Annotated in this window: 19 protein-coding genes; 1 reads left to right on the forward strand and 18 read right to left on the reverse strand. The window is 65.6% G+C overall.

Annotation, left to right across the window (positions count from 1 at the left end):
• Positions 1-5 precede the first annotated feature (5 nt).
• The 10 genes from ssuD to GA0116996_RS07610 form a co-directional block, all read right to left on the reverse strand.
• Positions 6-1,178, reverse strand: a complete 1,173-nt coding sequence (gene ssuD / locus GA0116996_RS07565) for an FMNH2-dependent alkanesulfonate monooxygenase (RefSeq protein WP_092308908.1) — start codon at positions 1,176-1,178, stop codon at positions 6-8.
• A gap of 30 nt (positions 1,179-1,208) precedes the next feature.
• The gene (locus GA0116996_RS07570; RefSeq protein ID WP_092308911.1) at positions 1,209-2,237 is read right to left on the reverse strand and encodes a sulfonate ABC transporter substrate-binding protein; all 1,029 of its coding nucleotides are present in this window, start codon (positions 2,235-2,237) and stop codon (positions 1,209-1,211) included.
• 159 nt (positions 2,238-2,396) lie between these two features.
• Positions 2,397-3,020 (reverse strand): NADPH-dependent FMN reductase, encoded by a 624-nt coding sequence (ssuE, locus tag GA0116996_RS07575; protein ID WP_092308914.1) that lies wholly within the window; start codon positions 3,018-3,020, stop codon positions 2,397-2,399.
• A gap of 74 nt (positions 3,021-3,094) precedes the next feature.
• Complete coding sequence (locus GA0116996_RS07580) at positions 3,095-4,099, reverse strand: sulfate ABC transporter substrate-binding protein (protein WP_092308917.1); 1,005 nt, start codon at positions 4,097-4,099, stop codon at positions 3,095-3,097.
• Between the two features lie 400 nt (positions 4,100-4,499).
• On the reverse strand, positions 4,500-5,042 hold the full coding sequence (locus GA0116996_RS07585) for a ferritin-like domain-containing protein (protein ID WP_092308920.1): 543 nt from the start codon (positions 5,040-5,042) through the stop codon (positions 4,500-4,502).
• A 200-nt stretch (positions 5,043-5,242) separates the two neighbouring features.
• Positions 5,243-5,458 carry a hypothetical protein gene (locus GA0116996_RS07590; RefSeq protein WP_092308923.1) on the reverse strand — a complete coding sequence of 72 codons (216 nt, stop codon included), beginning with the start codon at positions 5,456-5,458 and terminating at the stop codon, positions 5,243-5,245.
• Positions 5,455-6,687, reverse strand: a complete 1,233-nt coding sequence (locus GA0116996_RS07595; RefSeq protein WP_092309781.1) for an O-succinylhomoserine sulfhydrylase — start codon at positions 6,685-6,687, stop codon at positions 5,455-5,457. Before GA0116996_RS07595 ends, GA0116996_RS07590 begins: the two co-directional genes overlap by 4 nt.
• Positions 6,688-6,703: 16 nt before the next feature.
• Positions 6,704-7,960: an MFS transporter gene (locus GA0116996_RS07600; RefSeq protein WP_092308926.1), complete on the reverse strand. Its 1,257-nt coding sequence runs from the start codon at positions 7,958-7,960 to the stop codon at positions 6,704-6,706.
• A gap of 1 nt (position 7,961) precedes the next feature.
• Positions 7,962-8,699 carry an iron-containing redox enzyme family protein gene (locus GA0116996_RS07605; protein ID WP_092308929.1) on the reverse strand — a complete coding sequence of 246 codons (738 nt, stop codon included), beginning with the start codon at positions 8,697-8,699 and terminating at the stop codon, positions 7,962-7,964.
• 16 nt (positions 8,700-8,715) lie between these two features.
• Positions 8,716-9,270, reverse strand: coding sequence for a GNAT family N-acetyltransferase (locus GA0116996_RS07610; RefSeq protein ID WP_141693719.1), 555 nt, complete (start codon positions 9,268-9,270; stop codon positions 8,716-8,718).
• 182 nt (positions 9,271-9,452) lie between these two features.
• Here GA0116996_RS07610 and GA0116996_RS07615 point away from each other — a divergent pair, with 182 nt between their 5' ends.
• On the forward strand, positions 9,453-10,430 hold the full coding sequence (locus GA0116996_RS07615) for a GlxA family transcriptional regulator (protein WP_092308935.1): 978 nt from the start codon (positions 9,453-9,455) through the stop codon (positions 10,428-10,430).
• 143 nt (positions 10,431-10,573) lie between these two features.
• Here GA0116996_RS07615 and clpB read toward each other — a convergent pair whose 3' ends face one another.
• From clpB to GA0116996_RS07655, 8 genes are all read right to left on the reverse strand, one after another.
• Positions 10,574-13,162 carry an ATP-dependent chaperone ClpB gene (gene clpB / locus GA0116996_RS07620; RefSeq protein WP_092308938.1) on the reverse strand — a complete coding sequence of 863 codons (2,589 nt, stop codon included), beginning with the start codon at positions 13,160-13,162 and terminating at the stop codon, positions 10,574-10,576.
• Between the two features lie 223 nt (positions 13,163-13,385).
• Positions 13,386-14,267 carry a MaoC/PaaZ C-terminal domain-containing protein gene (locus GA0116996_RS07625; RefSeq protein ID WP_092308940.1) on the reverse strand — a complete coding sequence of 294 codons (882 nt, stop codon included), beginning with the start codon at positions 14,265-14,267 and terminating at the stop codon, positions 13,386-13,388.
• Positions 14,267-16,420, reverse strand: coding sequence for a D-(-)-3-hydroxybutyrate oligomer hydrolase (locus GA0116996_RS07630; RefSeq protein WP_092308943.1), 2,154 nt, complete (start codon positions 16,418-16,420; stop codon positions 14,267-14,269). The genes GA0116996_RS07625 and GA0116996_RS07630 overlap by 1 nt, the downstream gene beginning before the upstream one ends.
• A 128-nt stretch (positions 16,421-16,548) precedes the next feature.
• Positions 16,549-18,102, reverse strand: coding sequence for an acyl-CoA synthetase (locus GA0116996_RS07635; protein ID WP_092308946.1), 1,554 nt, complete (start codon positions 18,100-18,102; stop codon positions 16,549-16,551).
• Between the two features lie 14 nt (positions 18,103-18,116).
• On the reverse strand, positions 18,117-19,193 hold the full coding sequence (locus tag GA0116996_RS07640) for a branched-chain amino acid ABC transporter permease (RefSeq protein ID WP_092308948.1): 1,077 nt from the start codon (positions 19,191-19,193) through the stop codon (positions 18,117-18,119).
• 11 nt (positions 19,194-19,204) lie between these two features.
• The gene (locus tag GA0116996_RS07645; protein WP_092308951.1) at positions 19,205-20,233 is read right to left on the reverse strand and encodes a branched-chain amino acid ABC transporter permease; all 1,029 of its coding nucleotides are present in this window, start codon (positions 20,231-20,233) and stop codon (positions 19,205-19,207) included.
• A 111-nt stretch (positions 20,234-20,344) separates the two neighbouring features.
• The gene (locus tag GA0116996_RS07650) at positions 20,345-21,085 is read right to left on the reverse strand and encodes an ABC transporter ATP-binding protein (protein ID WP_092308954.1); all 741 of its coding nucleotides are present in this window, start codon (positions 21,083-21,085) and stop codon (positions 20,345-20,347) included.
• Entirely contained in the window at positions 21,078-21,839 is a 762-nt protein-coding gene (locus GA0116996_RS07655) for an ABC transporter ATP-binding protein (protein ID WP_092309784.1), read from the reverse strand. Before GA0116996_RS07655 ends, GA0116996_RS07650 begins: the two co-directional genes overlap by 8 nt.
• Positions 21,840-21,893: the final 54 nt, after the last annotated feature.

Genomic DNA, 21,893 nt, shown 5'->3' on the forward strand with positions numbered 1-21,893 from the left:
TCTCCTCAGCTTTGCGCGGCGCGCGGCACGAGGCCGGTTGCCATGACTTCACCGAACGGGCCGGACAGCACCTTGCCAGGCAGCGTGTCGAACTTCGCGCGCACCGCGCGCGGCAGCAGCGGGAACACCAGTTCGGCGAAACGGTAGGCCTCTTCGAGGTGCGGATAGCCGGACAGCACGAAGGTGTCGATGCCCAGCGCGGCGTATTCGCGCAGGCGCTCGGCGACGGTATGCGGGTCGCCCACCAGCGCGGTGCCGGCGCCGCCGCGCACCAGGCCGACCCCGGCCCACAGGTTGGGGCTGATCTCCAGCGCCTCGCGCGTGCGGCGCGTGCCGCCAGCATGCAGCGCGGCCATGCGGCGCTGGCCCTCGGAATCCATGTTGGCGAACACGGCCTGCGCGCGCGCCACGGTCTCGTCATCCAGCCGGCTGATCAGGTCCTCGGCCGCGGACCACGCCGCGGCATCGGTTTCGCGCACGATCACATGCAGCCGGATGCCGGACTTCACCGTGCGGCCGTGGCGCGCGGCGTGGCGGCGCACGTCGTCCAGCTTCTGCGCCACCGCCGCGGGCGGCTCGCCCCAGGTCAGGTAGGTATCGACCTGCTCGCCGGCCAGCGCATGCGCCGGCGCCGACGAACCGCCGAAATACACCGGCGGATACGGCCGCTGCAGCGGCGGGTAGAGCACGGTGGCGCCCTTCACGCTCAGGTGGCTGCCCTCGTAGTCGACCTTGTCGCCGTCATGGCTGGCGGCCAGCACCTGGCGCCAGATCCGCAGGAATTCGGCCGAGGCCTCGTAGCGTTCGGCGTGGTCGAGGAACAGGCCATCGCCCTCCAGCTCGGCGCGATCGCCGCCGGTGACGAGGTTGATCAGCAAGCGGCCGTTGGAAACGCGGTCGAAGGTCGCGGCCATGCGCGCGGCCAGGGTCGGCGCCATCAGTCCGGGGCGGACCGCCACCAGGAATTTCAGGCGCTGCGTCACCGCGGCCAGCGCCGATGCGACCACCCACGGGTCTTCGCACGAACGGCCCGTCGGGATCAGCACGCCTTCATAGCCGAGCGTGTCGGCGGCCACCGCGACCTGCCTGAGGTAATCGAAACCGACCGCGCGCGCGCCTTCGGAAGTGCCCAGGTAGCGGCTGTCGCCATGGGTAGGGATGAACCAGAATACTTGCATGTCGTGCTCCTGTTCTTCTTGGCTGGCGGGTTAGCGCCTGGCCTGCTGCTGCGGCGCGGTCCAGCGTGCATCGGCGACCTTGACCGGCCGGGGAATCAGCTTCAGCGCATGAAAGGCATCGGCTATGCGTTGCTGCTCGGCCAGCACCTCGGCGCTGACCGGGCGCGCGCCGTACGAGAAGCGCGACACCGCCAGCGCGAGCACATCGGCCGGCAGCCCGGTTTCACCGGCCAGCACCGTGGTGGCCTCCTTCGGATGCTGTTGCGCCCAGGTGCCGAGCGTCGCCAGTTCCTCCAGGATCAGGCCGACGATTTCCGGCCGGGCCCGGGCATAGGGGCGTGAGGCCAGGTAGAACTGGTGGTTGCTGACCACGTTCTTGCCATCCGCGCCGCGGCCGTCGGCCAGCACGCGCGCGCCCAGCTGCTTCTCGGCGGCGGCGAGGAACGGGTCCCAGATCACCCACGCATCGACCGCGCCCCGCTCGAAGGCGGCGCGCGCATCGGCCGGCGGCAGGTAGACCGGCTGGATCTCGCTGTAGGGAATGCCGGCCTGTTCCAGCTGGCGCACCAGCAGGTAATGCACGTTCGAGCCCTTGTTCAGCGCCACGCGCTTGCCGCGCAGGTCTGCCACCGAGCGCAGCGTCGAGCCCCTGGGCACGACGATGGCCTCGGCCACCGGCGCCGGCGGCTCGTTGCCGACATAGACCAGCTGCGCTCCCGCTGCCTGCGCGAAGATCGGCGGCGCCTCGCCGACGGTGCCGAAGTCGATGGCGCCCACATTGAGCCCCTCGAGCAATTGCGGCCCCGCCGGAAATTCCGTCCACCTGACGCTGATGCCTTGCGCCGTCAGGCGTTTCTCCAGCGTGCCGCGCGCCTTCAGCAGCGTCAGCGTGCCGTACTTCTGGTAGCCGATGCGCAGCACCTTGGGATCGATGTGGTTCGATTGTGCTTCGGCTTGGCCGGGCAGAATCCCGTAGGCCAGGCCAGCGGCAAGCACCAGCGCTGCGGTAATGAGTCGGCGGCGCCGGCTTGCCGCGCGCAACGGGTTGGTCGTTGTCATGTGAGGTCCTCCGTGGCCCGCGCCGATATGCTGCGGGCCGGATCGATGTCCGGGATGGTTGCGGCAGCACGCCGCCCTGCCGGCCCCGCGTGGCGGGTTGGCATGGTGTCGCTGCCGTTGCGCCGGGCTGGCCGGCGCCACTACGGTCAGGCCATCAGTTCAGGCGGAACATCGCCCGGCCGCCGCGATTGCGGCGGCGCGGCGGACATAGGCGCCGGGCACCACGTCGAGAGGCACCTCGATGCGGGCATGCGCCAACGCATCGCGCACGCGCAGGACGCCTTCGTCCAGCCGCGCCGCCAGCGCGGCATCGAAGCGCCCCCGGCGCGCGCCGGCGGCATCGACCGCTTCGATCTGCTGGTCCACGGCAAAGATGCCGGGCAGGATCTGGCGCGAGCCGAGTGCGGCCAGCACCGGCCGCAGCGCGTAGTCGATCGCCAGCGCATGCGCCAGGCTGCCACCCGTGGCGATCGGCAGCACGATCTTGTCGCGCAGCCCGGTCTGCGGCAGCATGTCCAGGAAGGCTTTGAGCAGGCCGCTGTAGGCGGCCTTGTAGACCGGCGTGGCCAGTACCACCACCTGCGCCTCGGCCACGGCACGGGTGGCGGCATCGATGGCGGGGTCGTCGGCGCGCGCGGCCAGCAGCGGGCCGGCGGGAAGCTCGCGCAGCTCGAGATGGCGGGTGCGTTCGCCGGCAGCCTCGAGCGCCGTGCGCAGGTGCGCCAGCACGAGACCGGAGCGGGACTGGGCCGACGGGCTGCCGGAGAGCGTCAGGATGGACATCGGGCTTCCTTGTTCGGATGGACCGGTCGACGCCGCGGCCGCCCCACGCGGCCCGGCGCGCCGGTCCGGGGGTCTTATTTCTTGCCGGGCAGGTAGATCTGGTCGAACGAGCCGCCGTCGGCGAAGTGAGTCTTCTGCGCCTTCTGCCAGCCGCCGAACACCTCGTCGATGGTGAACAACTTCACCTTCGGGAAATTGGCGGCATACTTGGCCGCGACCTTCTGCGAGATGGGGCGGTAGTAATTCTTCGCCGCGATCTCCTGCCCTTCATCGGTGTAGAGGAACTGCAGGTAGGCCTCGGCCGCCTTGCGCGTGCCCTTCTTGTCGACCACCTTGTCGACCACCGCCACCGGCGGCTCGGCCAGGATCGACACCGACGGCGCGACGATGTCGAACTTGTCCGGGCCCAGCTCCTTGATCGCCAGGATGGCTTCGTTCTCCCACGCGATCAGCACATCGCCCAGGCCGCGTTCGACAAAGGTGGTGGTGGCGCCGCGCGCGCCCGAATCCAGCACCGGCACATGCTTGAGCAGTTCGCCGACGAAGTCGCGCGCCTTGGCATCGTTGCCGCCCGGCTGGCGCAGCGCATAGCCCCATGCCGCCAGGTAGTTCCAGCGCGCGCCGCCAGAGGTCTTGGGATTGGGGGTGATCACCTGCACGCCGGGCTTGACCAGGTCGCCCCAGTCCTTGATGCCCTTGGGATTGCCTTTGCGCACCAGGAACACGATGGTGGAGGTGTACGGCGAGGCGTTGTGCGGCAGGCGCTTCTGCCAGTCCGGCTTGATCAGGCCCTTTTCGGCGATGGCGTCGATGTCGTAGCCCAGCGCCAGCGTGACCACGTCGGCGTCGAGCCCGTCGATCACCGAGCGCGCCTGCTTGCCCGAGCCGCCGTGCGACTGGCGCACGTTCACGGCGTCGCCACCTTGGGCCTTCCAGGCCTTGGCGAAGGCGGCGTTGACATCGACATACAGCTCGCGCGTCGGATCGTAGGAAACGTTCAGCAGGTTGGCAGCGCTCGCGGTCTGCGCCGCGCCGATTGCTGCCAGCACAGCCAGGCCGATGGCCAGTTTGCGAATCATCTTGTGTTGCTCCCGTCAGTGTCGTGAATGGCGCCTTGCGCCTGTTTGCGTGGCCCGCCTGGCGGGCGGGCTGGTGTCAGGAGCAAGACTACCGACGGGGCAATGCGAACGGAACGAAGGGTTTCGCCGATCCTTCGCCGTTTTCTGCATAAGATCCGGCGGAAATATGGGCATGCCCGGGACGGGATACTCACCGGCCCGGTAAACCCAGGGCACAGGTGGCGCAAACAGCACGCCCAAAAGAAAACGCCCGCACCGGCAAACCGGTGCGGGCGAAGTTTCCATTCTGGAAACGGGTAGACAAGTCATGAAGAGCGCCCCCGCATCTCCATGACAGGGCAGATCTTATCGGGCCGGCCGCGGCCGCGGCTTGACCAATATCAAGTGCGCGGCAATCGCATCAGCCGCCGCCCTGCCGGCTCAACAGGTCGGCCATCTCGTCGGCATGCTCCTCTTCCACCGCCAGGATCGATTCCATCAGCCGGCGCGAAGTCGGGTCGCGCTCGCCCAAAAACTGGATGATCTCGCGGTAGCTGTCGATGGCAATGCGCTCGGCCACCAGGTCTTCCTTGATCATGTCGGTCAGCGAGGTGCCGGCCACATATTCCGCATGCGAGCGGCTGGTCAGGCCGTCCGGCGCAAAGTCAGGCTCGCCGCCCAACTGGACGATGCGTTCGGCGATCTGGTCGGCATGGCCTTGTTCTTCGTTGGAATGCGCCAGGAATTCATCAGCCACGCTCTTCGAGTTCGGGCCCTTGGCCATGAAGTAATGGCGACGGTAGCGCAGCACGCAGACCAGTTCGGTGGCCAGCGCGTCGTTCAGCAACTTCAGCACGGTGTCACGGTCCGCAGCGTAGCCCGCGGTCACCGCACCTTCGTCGATGTGCTGGCGGGCACGCTCACGCAGGGTCTTGACGTCTGTAAGGAAAGGCTTGTCGTTCATAAAGGGCTCCTGGGGGATCGGGCTGCGTCGGCGCAGCGCCTTGTACGGAAACTCAACCCTTTTGTAACGCGAAAAGTGTGCCACTCGGCCGATAGGCCGTAACGTCGCGACTGGCGACTACACCGGAGGCTCCGCGGCGTGAAAAAATTGCATGGCACAGACCGGCTTACACGCACTGGGATGCCCATATGACGAAGCCGCTAGCCACCGCAACGCCAGCCGAATAGGACGCCATCCACTCGCGCATGCGCCAATGGGTTCGGACCCATGGCAAGCAGGACGCTGGCGAGGATCGCCAGACACGCCCATGCGATTCGCATCGATACGTCCGTCGCGAGCGTCGACGCGTCAAGCATCAACACAATCATGCTTACGCCCGCAAGCAGAAAGGCGACGACGATGATCTGAACCATCATGGCTTGTCAGGAATATGCCCAGTGCCCGTGTCGTACGTTTTGCTGAATGCGGCGCGAGAAGACTCGAGGGCACATAACGCGCGATCGATATCCGCCTGCAGGTCATCAACGCTCTCAAGCCCCACCGACAGGCGTACCAGACTCTCACGGATACCAGCTCGGCTTCTTTCCTCTGACGTCAACCTTCCATGCGTTGTCGTTGCGGGATGTGTCACCATCGAGCGTGTATCGCCAACATTCGTCGCGATCGAGATCAGGCGAAGGGCATCGATAAAAGCCCAGGCGCTCTCGCGCGAGTTGCCAACCTCAAAACTCAGGACACCGCCAGCGCCGCACTGTTGACGCTCGACCAAAGTACGCTGGGGATGGCACTGGAGTCCACTGTAGTACACAGCGCCGATATCGCGCCGGCATTTCAGCCAGCTCGCGAGCTTCTGCGTACTGCGTGCAATCGCCTCAACACGAAGCTCGAGCGTCTCGAGGCCTTTCAACAATAACCATGCATTCATGGCGCTCAGCGTTGGCCCCAGTGTCCGGGTCACCGCACGCATTTCCTCCATCAGAACAGTCGAGCCGGCTACAACACCCGCAACACAACGACCTTGTCCGTCGATGTACTTGCCGGCGGAATGTACGACCATATCAGCGCCAAGGAGTAGAGGTTGCTGCAAAATCGGCGTGAGCATCGTATTGTCGACTGCCAGCAAGCCGCCATGAGCGTGGACGATTCCTGCGACTCCCCGGATGTCCGCAACCTGCTGCAGTGGATTGGACGGCGTTTCAAGGAACGCAAGACTGGTCCTGTCGTCAATCGCGGCACACCATTGCGGCAGATCCGTCAGATCGACGATGCGAACATCGACCCCGAATTTTGCGAAGTAGTGCTGAAAGGCCGTCAGCGTTGTGCCAAATACATCTCGCGAACAAACCACATTTTCTCCGGCCCCGAGTCTCGCGTGGGCGATGGCGGCGATCGCCGCCATTCCTGACGAGAACGCCACCGCGTCTTCAGCCCCTTCCAATGCCGCCAGACGCCGTTCAAATGCCCGGACGGTCGGATTAGTGAAACGAGAGTACACGTTGCCGCTGGATGCGCCGCTGAATCTTGTTGCCGCGTCTGCTGCCGATTCGAACACATATGCGGACGTCAACGCGATCGGCTCGCAGAAGCATTCGGAAAAGTCCTGAAACTGAGCGACTCGTACCGCCTGTGTCATGGAAGGATTCATGGTCGTCTGACTTTGGTCAGCCATTGGTATCGAAATTCGGTCCGGCCGGTCGTATCGCCCCGTCGGAACTGGTGGACAATGTTCCGCGACCACGCAGACCGAACCATGAACACATGGCGGAGATCAACGTGAGCAAAGCGAGCGCCATGATGGTGTACACGTAGCTGCGGCTGGATTCAAAGGACCAGGCTCCAAGTTGCACAGTCAAGAACGCACCGAGCTGGTGAACAAGAAAAAGCAGACCAAACACTTTACCCTTGACCTGGCTGCCATAACGCTCGAAGCAGAACATGGATGTCAGGACAACCGTGCCCAGATAGCTTGCGCCGAAGAGTATTGCAAATGGCAGGATGCCTAGCCAAGGTGCAAGGAGAAGCAGCATCGACAGCGACCGCATCGCATAGAAGAGCGCAAGCAGCCGGTGCTTGTCGAATCGCATGGCAAGCATTCCTGATACGATCCCGCTCAGCAGCTCAAGCACCCCAAGGACGCTCATGGCAAAAGCCATTTCGAACCTCGGCACCCCCTGATCCTGCCAGTGCGGCAAAAGATGGACATCGATGAACGCCATCGTCGCGCCACAACCGAAGAATCCGGCCGCAAGGACGTAAAAGACTGCGTCATGCTGCACCACAGACCAGGCGCTTGCATACTGTGTCGGCATTCTCGGGCTGGCCGCGGAAGAAGGTTCCCATCGTGAAACCAACCACAGCGTAACCGCTATAGGCAACGCCAGTACGACCCCGACTACACCAAATACGGTTATCCAGCTTGCCTGCGGCTGCAACCATATCCACATGGGAGAGAGTACGATGAAGCCAATGGCGGTGCCATTGGTCACCACCGCGTACGCCAGGCCCTTCTTTCTCTCTTCAAAAAGACGATCCACCAGAATGCCCATGGGCACGAAGGTCATTGCCGCGAGGCCGAACGCGCCCACGACACCGAAGGCCAGACTAAAGAACACAATCGACTGATGCCAGACCGCCACACTCAGCAAGGCAACGCCCGCTCCGAACGCGCCGATGGCGGACGTCCGTAATGGACCGACACGATCGCTCAGCGCGCCCACCAGAGGGGACATAAGCCCCGTAGCCAGCATGAACAGTCCACCTGACCATGCGAACTGCGCGCGTCCGCGGCCGTAATGCTCCGACAGCTGGACAAAGTAGACCTGGTAGATTCCCTTTATCGCGGTGGACGAAAACATCACGGCAAAGCCGATGGCGAGCAGCAACCAGATGATTGTGCGGGAATTTTGGTGTCCGTTCATATCAGCGTCCGATCCCGAGAGCCATCGTGCCCGGCGCCTTCTGGCCATTCTCCACGTATATGTTTTCATACATGCTGTAGAACAGCTTGCACGTATGGTCCACGGCAAATAGCGCCTCTTCCTGCATCCTGGCTGTCGTGCACAACTCGCAGACGAGATTCAGACCCTGCTCAACATGCCCGACATCTTCAGCTTGATGGACCGAGAAGAACCGCAGATCGTGCTCGGCCAGTCCATACACTTTGCCGAATAGTTCATGACGGGCCTCACCCGCTCTCGTTTCCAGATTCTGCCCTTCACTGGCGATCATGACCGCCGCGGCACCGATGTGGTACTTCGCAGGATCGCGTACCGCGTCCAGTCGGTAGTTGATCAGCGCACTGGTGGCAGGCAGGGGATGCTCGGCATCACGCTCGACATCGCTGATGCCAATGGCGCGCAAGAAGTCCTGCATGAGAGCGACATGATTGTCGCTTCTGGAGAGACGCCCTGTTTCCTCCTCATACATATTGATTAATAGCGCGCGCTTGAATTTCGGGACCGGACAATAGAAGAAGAGATGCTCGACGTAGTGCAGGAAGTTCTTCGTTAACTGATACCCCTGAAGCGCCGTGGCCTTCAGCAGAGGCAGATTTGGCTTGTTCGGATCAAAGAGTGCCGCGAAGATGGGATGACCAAGAGTCAGGTTGTCATGCAGGACCTGACGAAGCTCTTCCTTGAGTTTTTCTTTTTTCATCATGCCGATTCGACTCCTTCTATAAACCATTCTGGAAGACCTGCTTTCGCAACGCGCAGACCGGTTGTGCAAGGAAGTGCCCGCGATAAGCCTCCCCGCCGACACGTGCATAGTCATCAAGCACACCATATGACTTGAATCCGAAACGCTGCCATAGCAGATGAGCCCGGCTTCCTTCACGTACATCGATAATCAGTTGCTCGATGCCAAGCGATTCCGCCTTGAGAACGATTTTCCGGAAAGCGTTCGGAATGATGTTCTGGCCACGGTACTCTGGATGAACGACTCCTTTGGACAGTTCAGCACGATGGCGGCAGTTCGGCATGGGGCTGCGAGTCATCATGCAGAAGAACACCAGCTTGCTTCCGGCAACCCCAACCAAGGCCAAGGAATCGCCTTTGGCAATTCGATAGCGCAACTCGCCAATGAATGCTTCTGCCTCGCCGCTCGACATGCGCTCTGCATAGCCCAGCATCGCGCCTTCCAAAGTCGTGCCCTCAACAAGCTCGACGATGCGATGAGCTTCCGCATCGGCAAGAGCTGAAATCCATTCGAGATGAACCTCGTTTTTCACGGTAAAGCTGCAAGTTTTTTTGATGACTGAAAGCCTAAGCCGGTGACTTGCGGCCAGCCAGCAAATGACTGGCCAGCGTCAGCAAAGATCCGGCCATATCCGATCAGCCGTAGAATTCTTGCTCTGAGCGCTTGACGAAGCGAGAAAGACAGTCAGCGCTCATCAGCCGGAATCGACGCCAAATGAGATCCGCTTACCTCCTCGTACTCCCCGGCGTGCACATGCTGGACCTGGCCGGTCCCCTCCAGATCCTCTCTACGGTCTCGGAGCTAGGTATCGGTCGGCTTTCCGTCCAGTGCGTCGGCCCCGATGCAACCGTGCAGGCCTTCCAGGGCGTGGCCCTGGGCCGAATCGAGGCATTGCCTACGCGCGTCGGTAGTCGGGACCTGGTTGTGGTGATCGGAAGCAAGCTGCAGGCTGCATTGATGGCATCGCAGGCCTGGCGTGACGCTGCTACGTGGCTGCGCCGAATGTTCACGGGCCGTCATGCAACTGACACGACGATTGCCGCCGTCTGCACCGGCGCCTTCCTGCTGGGTGACGCGGGACTGCTGGATGGCCGGCTGTGCACCACGCATCATGCCTTCATCAGGAAGCTTCGCGCACGGCAGCCGCATGCCTCGGTGGTCGACAACCGGGTCTTTGTTAGTGATGAAAATATCTGGACTTCCGCGGGCGTCGCATCGGGTATCGACATGGCGCTGCGACTGGTGGCGGAGATATTTGGCGATGAGGCCGCCATTCGCGTAGCGCGCGAGAATGTCGTGCCATTCCGGCGCTTCAGCAATGATCCTCGACTCGACCCGCAATACCAATCCCGCTCGCATGGCAACCCGTTGATCCATGCCGTCCAGGATGCCATCTCGCAGGATTTGCAGGCTTCCGTCTCGGCCCCTCATTTCGCCCAGAGCTTTGCAATCAGCGTCAGGCACCTTTCCCGGGTGTTTCTGGAAGAGACGGGATTGACTCCAAAGCAATACCAGCTTGCGCTCCGCATGGCGCGCGCGAGGAAGCTGTTGACTGCTTCAAATCTCTCCGTGGAAGAAGTTTCGTCGAAGTCCGGCTTCAGTAGCGTTCAGGCCTTCCGCAGTTGCTGGGACAAGATGGAAACCATGCCGCCAAGCCAGTACCGGAAGTCCAATTCGACCATCAGGCGTTGATGTCGCGATGTCATGAGGCTTACGCCCCATAGAAAAAAGCCCCCGCGCTATCTGCGCGGGGGCTTGAGTGCGAACGGACCTCGACGGCTCCCTGTCCGATCAGGGAAGGGAAGCAAGCGGCATTGTCAGCGCTGTGAGCAAGGTCAATCCAGCTTCCGCCCGAACGTGAACTCGCCGTCGGCATAATCCACCGGCACCAGGTCCTTGGCGGCGAACTTGCCCTCGAGGATGGCCCGTGCCACCGGGTTCTCGATCTGCTGCTGGATCGCGCGCTTGAGCGGCCGCGCGCCGAACACCGGGTCGTAACCCGCGCTCGCGATTTTTTCCAGCGCCTCGTCGCTGACCTCCAGCGTCATGTCCATGCGGGCCAGGCGGGCCTGCAGGCGCTGCAGCTGGATGCGCGCGATCGACTCGATATGCTTCTGGTCGAGCGCGTGGAACACCACTACTTCATCGATCCGGTTCAGGAATTCCGGCCGGAAATGCGTGCGCACCTCTTGCCAGACCGCGCCCTTGATCGCTTCCTGCGGCTCGCCGCTCATGGCCTGGATGATCTGCGAACCCAGGTTGGACGTCATCACGATTACCGTGTTCTTGAAGTCCACGGTGCGGCCCTGGCCGTCGGTCAGGCGGCCGTCGTCCAGCACCTGCAGCAGCACGTTGAAGACGTCGGGGTGGGCCTTCTCGACCTCGTCGAGCAGCACCACGCTGTACGGCTTGCGGCGCACGGCTTCGGTCAGGTAACCGCCTTCTTCATAGCCGACGTATCCCGGCGGCGCGCCGATCAGGCGGCTGACGCTGTGCTTCTCCATGAATTCGCTCATGTCGATGCGGATCAGGTGCTCTTCCGAATCGAACATGAACTCGGCCAGCGCCTTGCACAGCTCGGTCTTGCCGACGCCGGTCGGGCCCAGGAACAGGAACGAGCCATAGGGCCGGTTCTCGTCCGCCAGCCCGGCACGCGAACGACGGATGGCGTCGGACACCAGCCGCACGGCCTCGTCCTGGCCCACCACGCGCCCATGCAGGCGGTCTTCCATCTTCAGCAGCTTCTCGCGCTCGCCCTGCATCATCTTCGATACCGGGATGCCGGTGGCGCGGCTGACCACTTCGGCGATTTCCTCGGCGCCCACCTGCGTGCGCAGCAGCTTGTTGGGCTGCTTCTGCTCGCTCGCCTCTGCATCGGTCGCGGCCTTGAGCTTGCCTTCCAGGCCCGGCAGCTTGCCGTACTGCAGCTCGGCCACCTTGTCCAGCTTGCCCTCGCGCTGCAGCTTCGCAATCTCCAGCTTGACCTTCTCGATCTCTTCCTTCAGCGCGGCCGTGCCCTGCGCGGCGCCCTTCTCCGCCTTCCAGATCTCATCGAGGTCGGCGTACTCCTTTTCCAGGCGCGTGATTTCCTGCTCGATCAGTTCGAGGCGCTTCAGCGAAGCCTCATCGGTTTCTTTCTTGACCGCCTCGCGCTCGATCTTCAGCTGGATGGTGCGGCGCTCGAGCTTGTCCATCGACTCCGGCTTGGAATCGATTTCCATCTTGATGCGCGCGGCGGCCTCGTCGATCAGGTCGATGGCCTTGTCGGGCAGGAAGCGGTCGGTGATATAGCGATGCGACAGCTCCGCCGCCGCGACGATGGCCGGGTCGGTGATCTCGACGCCGTGGTGCAGCTCATACTTTTCCTGCAGGCCGCGCAAGATCGCAATGGTCGCCTCCACGCTCGGCTCATCCACCAGCACCTTCTGGAAGCGGCGCTCGAGCGCGGCATCCTTCTCGATGTACTTGCGGTATTCGTCCAGCGTGGTCGCGCCGATGCAGTGCAGCTCGCCGCGCGCCAGCGCAGGCTTGAGCATGTTGCCCGCGTCGATCGCGCCCTCGGCCTTGCCGGCGCCGACCATGGTGTGGATCTCGTCGATAAAGACGATGGTCTGGCCCTCGTCCTTGGCGACGTCGTTCAGCACGGCCTTGAGCCGTTCCTCGAACTCGCCGCGGTACTTGGCGCCGGCCAGCAGGCCGGCCATGTCCAGCACCAGCACGCGCTTGTTCTTCAGGCTTTCCGGCACCTCGCCGTTGACGATGCGCTGCGCCAGGCCTTCGACGATGGCGGTCTTGCCGACGCCCGGCTCGCCGATCAGCACCGGGTTGTTCTTGGTGCGGCGCTGCAGGATCTGGATCGCGCGGCGGATTTCGTCGTCGCGGCCGATCACGGGATCGAGCTTGCCGATACGGGCGCGCTCGGTCAGGTCGATGGTGTACTTCTTCAGGGCCTCGCGCTGGCCTTCGGCCTCGGCGCTGTTGACCGAATCGCCGCCGCGCACGGCCTGGATCGCCGACTCGAGCGACTTGCGGTTGAGTCCGTGCTCGCGCGCGAGGCGGCCGGCGTCGCCCTTGTCGTCGGCGACGGCCAGCAGGAACAGCTCGCTGGCGATGAACTGGTCGCCGCGCTTGATCGCTTCCTTCTCGGTGGCATTGAGCAGGTTCACCAGGTCGCGTCCGATCTGGACCTCGCTGGTGCCCTGCACCTGCGGCAGCCGCTTGATGGCCGCGTCCAGCGCCGTCTGCAGGCCCTGCACGTTGGCGCCGGCGCGCGCCAGCAGCGCCTTGGCGGCGCCGTCGTCCTGCGCCAGCAGGGCACGCAGCACGTGCTGCGGATCGATGTACTGGTTGTCGTTGGCCAGCGCCAGGCTTTGCGCATCAGCCAGCGCTTCCTGGAACCGGGTGGTCAGCTTGTCAAGACGCATAAGGATTCCCTCTCTCGGATAGGTCGTGTCCTGATGCGGGGGCGCTGGCGCCGGCCGGTTGCCGGCGCGCCCGTTTGCCCTGCCGGACACTCGATGTCATACCGAAAGATAAGGCTTTGCCGTGACATTTCAAGGCCGCATTCCGCGCGCAATCGCGCCGTCCGGCGTAGCGCGGCGCGGGCACGCCTGGACTACCCCATGTGATGCCCGAGATACGCAGCCGCTACGCGGCGCGGTCAGCGGCCTTGTCGGCGAGGTTGCGCACCAGTACCAGCGACTCGCCCTGCACCACCACGCGGCCGTCGGCGCCGGTGACCATGCTGGCGAGGTTGACCAGGTCCTTGTCCGCGCGCAGCCGCACGATGCGCACGCGGGCCGTCAGCGGTTCGTCCAGCCGGGCCGGCGCGGCCAGCCGCAGCGACTGCTTCATCCAGCCGGTGCCGCGCCCGGGCAGCCGGGTGCCGAGCAGGTCCGAGAACATGCCGGCCAGCAATGGCAGCGGCACCACGGGCCCGGCGAAACCGCGCGCGCGCGCGAAGTCCGCATCGGCGTGGAACGGGTTGGCATCGCCGGTCAGCGCAATGTACTCGTCCAGGTCCGCAGAGGTGAAGGCCCGAGTCGCGGCCGCCTGCTGGCCCGGACGCAGGCCGTACAGGGCCGCGTCGCCGTCCTGCGCAACCGGGTCGGCTCCGGCTGACTGGCCAGCCAGTGCGGCAGGACCCGCGTCCGCCAGCCAGCGCGACTCGCCCACGGCCGTCACCCGCGGTGCCTGGCCGGGCCCGCCCGCACAGCTCACCGTGGTGGCGTAGGCGGCAAGCCCGGCGGGCGCCGGCTGCGCAGACAGCGCACACTGCACCGCATCGCCAACGAACGCCGGCGCCGGGAACATCAGCGTCTGCGCGACCGGCAAGGCCGGCCGCGGCAGTTGCCGCGCGCTATGCGCGCACAGCAGCGATAACAGCAACATGCCGTGCGCCACCGTGGCACCGAAATGCGTGCCACGGGCAAAGGCCGGATCGCAGTGGATCGGGTTGTCGTCGCGCGACAGCGCGGCGAAGCGGTCGAAATCGCGCTGCGACAGCACGCGCGGCGGGTCGTCGTGCATCAGTCGGGCACCTGTACGGTATTGGCGTTGACGGTGATGGCGTTGCCGGGCGCCGGCGTGGCGGCGAACGGCGGCACGTTGGACGGCAACAGCGCCGGCGCCGGGGTGTTGAGGGTGCCGCCGCGTGGCGTGGTCCGCACCACCTGCGAGGGCGGCAGCGCCTTGCCGGCGGTCAGGTTGTCGTAGACCGCGTCGAGGGCCCGGTTCAGGTAGACGTGCAGCGGCACATAGCGGTTGCTGTAGCCCGGCACCAGGCCGATGAAGGCATCGAAGTGCTGGGCGTTCTCAACTTCCACGTAGGACAGCTTGCTGGTCACGCCTTCCTGCTGGCGGTTCAGGCCCAGGTAGGGGCGCGAGGTATGGTTGACCGGCAGCAGCGCGTCGCTGCGCCCATGCACGATCAGCGCCGGCTTGCCGCGCAAATTGCCATTGCGCAGTGTCAGCGCCTGGCCGGCCTGCAATGCAAGCGCCGCCGCATCGGAGCCGGTCAGCAGGTTGCGCAGGCAGCTGGCGCCGTCGTAGTTGAGGTCGGCGCGCTGGGTCGAGGCGGACACGGACGGCAGGTTCAGGTAGGGCCCGTGCTGCGGATCGCGGTCGTTGATCAGCTGGACCGGCGCCTGCGGCGGAATGCCGTTGCCGGTTGCATACATCGACGCCAGCGCGGCCGGCGCGATCGCGGCGGGCTTCAGGTCGGTCAGCGTGGCGGCAAAGCTGTAGCCGCACAAGCGGTCGGTCACGCTGGCCTGCGCATAGGCGTTGGCGTAGGTGACCGAGATCGCGGCCGCTACGTCGAACGCGGCCAGCGACGGGTGCAGGTCATCCGATTCCGCTTCCCAGCCGGCGGCACGCAGCGCCTGCAGCGCGCTGGCGCTCTGCAGGTCGGTGTTGGCGCCGGTGACCAGCCCTTTCTCGGCCAGCGTCTGGCAGCGCGCGGCGAAGAACGGCGCCATGGTCGGGTTGGTGTAGAACGGCGCCTGCGCCAGCGCGGTGGCACGCCCGGCGCAGTGCTGCAGCAGGTTGGCGGTGGTGGTGTAGTCGTACAGCGTCAGGCCCGAAGCCGCCACCTGTGCCGCGCCGCGACGCACCACGATGCCGGTATTGGGCGGCATGTTCAGGTTGGGCTCGGCCACCGCGACGCCGTCGATCAGGCCGCCGGCATCCTGCTCCGCGGCCGCCACGGCGGCACCGCCGCCATTGGACACGCTCGATGCGATTACCAGTACCTGGTCCTGGCCCAGCGTGCGCTGGCGCGTGCCGTTGGCCGACACGGCGCCGAAGCGGTCATTGATGGCCCACAGCGCGAACTCCACCGCCTGCAGCGTGAACCTGCCCCAGTCCTTCTCCGGGTTGCGCTGCGAGTGCGCGTGCTTGAACGCAAGCCGGTGCGGGTTGGCGGCGGTAAATTCCGCCAGCGAGGTGGCGCCGGCCGGCGCAGCAAAGTGCGCGTTCTTGCCGGCGGCAGCGCGCGTGATGCGGGTGCCGTCGATCAGCGGCACCGTGTCGGTATCCAGGTCATGCGGCGCGGCGCCGGTGCCCTTGTCGGTATAGGCCACCGCGCAGCCGCGCTTCAGGCCCCATTCGCCGGTGCCGATGGCGCCATACACGCCGCGCGAGCCCGACGAGGTCGCGGTGATCAGGCACGGCCTGGCGGGGTTGAACGTGCTCGGTATCTGCACCAGCATGGTCACGTTCTGCTGGCCCGAGCCGTCGTCCGAGTACGCCACGTACTCGACGCCCGCGACCTTGCCTTCCGACGCCGTGACATTGCCCTGCGCGTCGACGTTGGGCCCATAGAGCGAGCCATAGCCGCCGCCGGCGCTGGTATCGACAATGGCGCGATAGTTGGTATAGATCGCATAGCGCCGCAGCTCCGCCGCGGTCGGTGCGGCCGGGTTGAGCGGCAGTGGTGCCGTGCTGCTCGCCAGACCGTCCTTGCCCAGCCCTGCGGTCAGCAGGTCGTCGGTGGCGCCGTCGTAGCTGTTGGTGGTAACCGCGCCGATATAGGCGGGCTTGGTATTGGGGTTGCCGCCGTTGCCGTTGCTGTTGCCGTTGTCATCGCTGGAGCCGCAAGCGGCCAGCATCGATGCGGCCGCCGCCAGCGCCGTGAGCCTGAGGCCGCGGTGCCGCCGCGGCAAATGCTGAGTGGATTGCATGTCAACCTCCTTCTGTCGCCCCGCCTCGGGGCCGTCGAGACATACGTCGATGGAAGACTGCGAAAACTGCGAAGACTGCGACCGCGAACAACGGATACAACATCAAACCACGGCAACCGGTGCGCACCTCAGCCGCTGTTGCCGGCAAGGCCCGCACGCAGCTTGTGCTTTTCCACCTTGCCGGACGGCGTGCGTGGCAACGTCTCGAGAAAGCGCACCTGGCGCGGCACCTTGTAGCCGGCCAGGTGCGCCTTGCAGTGGGCGATCACGGCATCGGTGTCCAGCGCCGCACCGGGGCGCAGCACCACCAGCGCCATGCCGACCTCGCCCCAGCGCGGGTCCGGCGTGCCGATCACCGCGGCCTCGGCCACGCCCGGCAGCTGGAACAGCACGTTCTCGACCTCGGCCGGATAGATGTTCTCGCCGCCCGAGATAAACATGTCCTTGGCCCGGTCGACGATGTAGTAGTCGCCGTCCTCGTCGCAATAGGCGATGTCGCCGGAATGCAGCCAGCCGTCGCGCAGCGCCTGCGCGGTGGCCTCGGGCAGGTTCCAGTAGCCCGGCGTCACGCCCGGCCCCTTGATCAGCAATTCGCCGCGCTCGCCGGGGCCTGCGTCGACGCCGAGCGGATTGACGATGCGGGTCAGCATCGACCCCACCGGCTTGCCGATGCTGCCGAGCTTGCGGCGCGCGGTGTCCTCGTCGCAAACGAAGACCGTGGGACCGGTCTCGGTCATGCCGAAGCCGAAGCGGATGGTCACGCCCTTGGCCAGGTAGGCTTCGAGCAACGGCCGGGGCACCGGCGAGCCGCCCGCCGCCATGTTGCGCACGCCTGACAGATCCGTTCGTGCGAAGCGCGGATGCTGGCTCAGGAACAGGTACACCGCCGGCACGGCGAAGAACATGGAGATGCCCTCGCCGCTGCCGCGGTCGAGCCGGGCCAGGACCGCCTGCGGCTCGAACTGCCGCATGATGTGTACGGTGCCGCCGGCGTGCAGCACCGGGTTGGCATACAGGTTCAGCCCCCCGGTATGGAAGAACGGCAGCACGTTGAGGAACACGTCGTCGCGCGTGATCTGGTTCGCCAGCATCGCGTTGACGGCGTTGAAGAACACCATGCCGTAGGTCTGGATCACGCCCTTGGGCTTGCCGGTGGTGCCTGAGGTGTACAGCAGGTGCCAGATTTCGTTCTCGTCGCGGCACGGCATCTCGATGATGCGTCCGGACGCGGCATCGAGCACGGCTTCATACTCGGTCCAGCCGCCGGGCACGTCGGCGGCTTCGTCATCGGCCAGGTGCAACACCGCGCGCAGCGGCACCGCACTGGCCAGCTCCGCCGCCACGCCGAGGAAGCCGTCGCCCGCCACCAGCACGTGCGGCGTGCAGTCGTGCAGGATCGGCAGCAGTTCGGCCGCGGGCAAGCGCCAGTTCAGGCACACCATCACCATGCCGGCCTTGGCGCAGCCATACAGCATCTCGAGATAGTCGGAGCTGTTGTGCGCCAGCACCGCCACGCGCGAGCCCGGTGCCAGGCGCAGATGGTCGCGCAGGTATTCGGCGAAACGGCTGGCACGCTCGTCGGCATGGCGATAGGTCACGTGGCGGCCGCTCTCGACGTCCACCAGCGCGACCTTGTCGGGGAAATGCTGCGCGTTCCGGTGCAGCCAGTCGATCACGTACATGGGCTAGCCTCCGCTCAGCTGGCGATGTCGTGGACCGGTCCGCTGCCACGCAGCCGGCCCACCACGCCCTGCGGGAAATAATAGACGCTCAGCACGAACAGCAGGCCCAGCCACAGCAGCCAGCGGTCCGGATGCAGCAGCGCCGACAGCAGCGGCAGCGCGGCGGTGCCGTCGCTGGCCAGCTTCATCACGTCCTGCAGGTAGGTCTGCGCCAGCAGGAACAGCACGGTGCCGATCACCGCGCCATAGAGCGTGCCCATGCCGCCGATCACCACGATCAGCAGGATGTCGACCATGATCTCGAACGACAGCGAGGTGTCGGGTCCGTTGTAGCGCAACCAGACTGCCATCAGCACGCCCGCCAGCGTTGCGAACATCGCCGACAGCACCGTCGACACCGTGCGGTAGACCACGGTACGGTAGCCGATCGCCTCGGCACGGAAGTCGTTCTCGCGGATCGCCTGCAGCACCCGGCCGAACGGCGAGTTGACGATGCGCAGCAGCGCCAGGAACAGCACCAGCGCGCCGGCGAACACCAGGTAATAGCTGAGCAGCTTGCCGCTCAGCGGCACGCCCAGCCATTCGGCGTCGCCCAGCGTAAAGCCGGGGCGCAGCACCTCGGGCACCTTGAAGGTCAGTCCGTCCTCGCCGCCGGTCCACTCCGACAGCTGCGAGACCAGCGTGGCGAAGGCGGTGGCCACCGCCAGCGTGATCATGGCAAAGAAGATCGCCCGCACCCGCAGCGAGAACAAGCCGATCAGGAAGGCCAGCAGCGCCGACACCGCCAGCGCGCCCGCCGTGCCGGCCAGCAATGCCCCCCAGCCGGGCTCCATGCGCGACATGGCGATGGCCACGCCATAGCCGCCGATGCCGAAGAACATGGTGTGGGCAAACGAGACAATGCCGGTATAGCCCAGCAGCAAATCGTAGCTGGCCACCAGCACCACGAAGATGCAGATCTTGGCCGCCATGTTGAGCGCGCGCGCGCCGGGGAACGCAAACGGCGCGCACGCCAGCGCAACCAGGATCAGCAGCAGCAGCGCCGCCAGCACGCGGCTGCGCGGCAGGTCGCCGGAAAGAAGTCGAATCATCGTCGTTGCCCTCAGCGCCGTGCCACCGGGAACAGCCCTTGCGGGCGCCACAGCAGGATCAGCATCATCAGCAGGATGTTGGAGAACAGCGCCACCTTGGGGAACAGGAAGCCGGTGTAGTTGGCCATCAGCCCCACCAGCAGTGCGCCGACGAAACAGCCGGTGGTGGACCCGAGCCCGCCGATGATGATCACGATGAAGATCAGCACATTGACCTGCGCGCCGATCGCCGCCGTGATGTTCTGCTGGTACAGCCCCCACAGCACGCCGCCAAGCCCGGCCAGCGCCGCCCCCGCGACGAATACGCCGATAAACAGGCGGCGCACCCGGTAGCCCAGCGCCTCGACCATCTCGCGGTTCTCCACCCCGGCGCGGATCAGCAGGCCGATGCGGGTGCGGTTGAGCAGCAGCAGCATGGCGATGAAGATCACCAGCCCCAGCGCCATCGCGATCAGCCGGTACTTCTCGATCGCCGCGTCGCCCAGCAGCACCGCGCCGCGAAAGGTGGTGGGCACCTGCAGCGCGATGGTTTCCGGGCCCCAGATCGCCTTGATCAGCTGCTCGGCCACGATCATGCCGCCCATCGTGATCAGGATCTGCTTGAGGTGCTGGCCGTAGACCGGACGCACCACCACGCGCTCGAAGAACAGCCCGACCGCGCCGGCAGCCACCATCGCCGCGGCGATCGCCAGGGCAAAGACCGACAGGTTCAGCGCCAGGCTGTCGGCCTCCACCCAGCCCGCCAGCGGCAGCAGCACCGAGGCCGCGACATAGGCGCCCAGTGCGATGAAAGCGCCATGGCCAAAGTTGAGCACGTCCATCAGGCCGAACACCAGGGTCAGGCCGGACGACACCACGAAGATGATCATGCCCATCGCCAGGCCGGCGATGGTCAGCGTGAGCCACGTGGAGGGGCTGCCGATCAGGGGGAAGGCAAGCAGCATCAGCAGCGGCGCAAGTGCCAGCGGAGTCCAGTCGAGGCGGACCCTGGGCAGGGCAGCCGCCGCGCCTGCGGCGGGCAAGGTTGTAGAGGTTGTCATGTGTCTCGTCCTGCGCGGCATGGTCTTCTGCCTGCGCTTCTTCCAATCACTGATTGCCGGTCCTCTCTCCCGCAAGCGGGAGAGGGGGCCAGCCTGCGCAACTGAAAAGGCCTACTGGTGCGCCGCCAGCGATAAACCCAGCAGCCGCTGCTGCAATGCCTCATCCTCCGCCAGCGCCGCCATCGTGCCGGTATGCACGGTGCGGCCATCGTCCATCACTGCCACCGTATCGCCCACCGACTTCGCCATATGGAAGTTCTGCTCCACCAGCAGGATCGACACCTCGGTCTGCTTCAGCTCGCGGAACACATGGATCATGTTCTGGATGATCGCCGGCGCCAGCCCCTTGGTCGGCTCGTCGACGATCAGCAGCTGGCGCGGCTCGATGATGGCGCGCGCCACCGACAGCATCTGCTTCTGCCCGCCCGACAGCACGCCGGCGCGCTGGTGCCAGAACGTCTTCAGCGCCGGGAACATGCGGAACACCCAGTCCAGCCGGCGTTCGTCGATGGCGCCGGTGCGGGCGGCGAGGCGCATGTTCTCGGCCACGCTCAGGTCGGAGAACACGCTCATGTTCTCGGGCACGTAGGCAATGCCGGCCTGCGCGATCGCCGGCGTGCTGTGGCGCGTGATGTCGGCGCCGTTGAACGTGACAGTGCCGGCGCTGGCCTGCCACAGGCCCATGATGGTGCGCAGCGTGGTGGTCTTGCCGGCGCCGTTGCGCCCCAGCAGCATGGTCACGCCGCCGCGCGGCACCGCGAAGCTGACGCCATGCAGGATGTGGTACGGGCCGATATGGGTCTGCACGTCCTGCAGCTGCAGGATCGGCTCTGCCGTGGTCAAGTCAGCCATGGCTGCCCTCCTCTTCCGGCAGGCCCAGGTAGGCCTGCTGCACCACCGGCGATGCGATCACCTCGGCCGGGTCGCCATCGGCCACCAGCGTGCCGTTGTGCAGCACGATGATGCGGTCGGCCAGCGAGCGCACCACGTCCATCTTGTGCTCGACCAGCAGCACGGTCTTGCTGCGGTCCTGGCGGATCTCGCGGATCAGGTCCAGGATCACCGGCACTTCGTCGACGCTCATGCCCGCGGTGGGCTCGTCGAACATGAACACGCGCGGCTGCAGCGCGAGCAGGATGCCGACCTCCAGCTTGCGCTGGTCGCCGTGCGGCAGCGATGCCACCGTCAGGTGACGCTTGCCGGCCAGCGCCACCCGCTCCAGGATGCCCATGGCCTGCGCCTGCAGCTCGCGGTGGCCCGACCACATCGAGAACAAATCGATGCCGCGCTGCTGCCGCGCCTGCACCGCCAACCGCACGTTCTCCAGCACCGACAGCTGCGGGAACAGGCTGGTCAGCTGGAACGCGCGGCCGATGCCACGCCGGGTCTTCCGCGACACCGCCAGGCGCGTCACGTCCTCGCCGTCGAGCAGGATCTGCCCGGCAGTGGGCGGCAGCTGTCCCGAGATCAGGTTGAAATACGTGGTCTTGCCGGCGCCGTTGGGGCCGACGATGCAGGTCAGCTCGCCGGGCCGGAACGCGCACGACACCGCATTGACGGCGACGTGGCCGCCAAAGCGGATGGTGAGCCCGCGCGTTTCCAGCAGCGGCCGCGCCGCGGACACCGCCGCGCCCGCGGGCTGGCCCGCCGGCTGCGACGG

The sequence above is a fragment of the Cupriavidus alkaliphilus genome, assembly GCF_900094595.1.
Classification (GTDB): Bacteria; Pseudomonadota; Gammaproteobacteria; order Burkholderiales; family Burkholderiaceae; genus Cupriavidus; species Cupriavidus alkaliphilus.

What these genes read in the sequence shown, in the direction of transcription:
- GA0116996_RS07600 (WP_092308926.1), bottom strand. Translation starts at nt 7,960, where the DNA reads ATGAACGGACACCAAAATTCCCGCACAATCATCTGGTTGCTGCTCGCC.
- GA0116996_RS07570 (WP_092308911.1), bottom strand. Translation starts at nt 2,237, where the DNA reads ATGACAACGACCAACCCGTTGCGCGCGGCAAGCCGGCGCCGCCGACTC.
- GA0116996_RS07640 (WP_092308948.1), bottom strand. Translation starts at nt 19,193, where the DNA reads ATGATTCGACTTCTTTCCGGCGACCTGCCGCGCAGCCGCGTGCTGGCG.
- clpB (WP_092308938.1), bottom strand. Translation starts at nt 13,162, where the DNA reads ATGCGTCTTGACAAGCTGACCACCCGGTTCCAGGAAGCGCTGGCTGAT.
- ssuD (WP_092308908.1), bottom strand. Translation starts at nt 1,178, where the DNA reads ATGCAAGTATTCTGGTTCATCCCTACCCATGGCGACAGCCGCTACCTG.
- GA0116996_RS07605 (WP_092308929.1), bottom strand. Translation starts at nt 8,699, where the DNA reads ATGATGAAAAAAGAAAAACTCAAGGAAGAGCTTCGTCAGGTCCTGCAT.
- GA0116996_RS07615 (WP_092308935.1), top strand. Translation starts at nt 9,453, where the DNA reads ATGAGATCCGCTTACCTCCTCGTACTCCCCGGCGTGCACATGCTGGAC.
- GA0116996_RS07635 (WP_092308946.1), bottom strand. Translation starts at nt 18,102, where the DNA reads ATGTACGTGATCGACTGGCTGCACCGGAACGCGCAGCATTTCCCCGAC.
- GA0116996_RS07625 (WP_092308940.1), bottom strand. Translation starts at nt 14,267, where the DNA reads ATGCACGACGACCCGCCGCGCGTGCTGTCGCAGCGCGATTTCGACCGC.
- GA0116996_RS07585 (WP_092308920.1), bottom strand. Translation starts at nt 5,042, where the DNA reads ATGAACGACAAGCCTTTCCTTACAGACGTCAAGACCCTGCGTGAGCGT.
- GA0116996_RS07580 (WP_092308917.1), bottom strand. Translation starts at nt 4,099, where the DNA reads ATGATTCGCAAACTGGCCATCGGCCTGGCTGTGCTGGCAGCAATCGGC.
- GA0116996_RS07645 (WP_092308951.1), bottom strand. Translation starts at nt 20,233, where the DNA reads ATGACAACCTCTACAACCTTGCCCGCCGCAGGCGCGGCGGCTGCCCTG.
- GA0116996_RS07595 (WP_092309781.1), bottom strand. Translation starts at nt 6,687, where the DNA reads ATGAATCCTTCCATGACACAGGCGGTACGAGTCGCTCAGTTTCAGGAC.
- GA0116996_RS07630 (WP_092308943.1), bottom strand. Translation starts at nt 16,420, where the DNA reads ATGCAATCCACTCAGCATTTGCCGCGGCGGCACCGCGGCCTCAGGCTC.
- GA0116996_RS07650 (WP_092308954.1), bottom strand. Translation starts at nt 21,085, where the DNA reads ATGGCTGACTTGACCACGGCAGAGCCGATCCTGCAGCTGCAGGACGTG.
- GA0116996_RS07590 (WP_092308923.1), bottom strand. Translation starts at nt 5,458, where the DNA reads ATGATGGTTCAGATCATCGTCGTCGCCTTTCTGCTTGCGGGCGTAAGC.
- ssuE (WP_092308914.1), bottom strand. Translation starts at nt 3,020, where the DNA reads ATGTCCATCCTGACGCTCTCCGGCAGCCCGTCGGCCCAGTCCCGCTCC.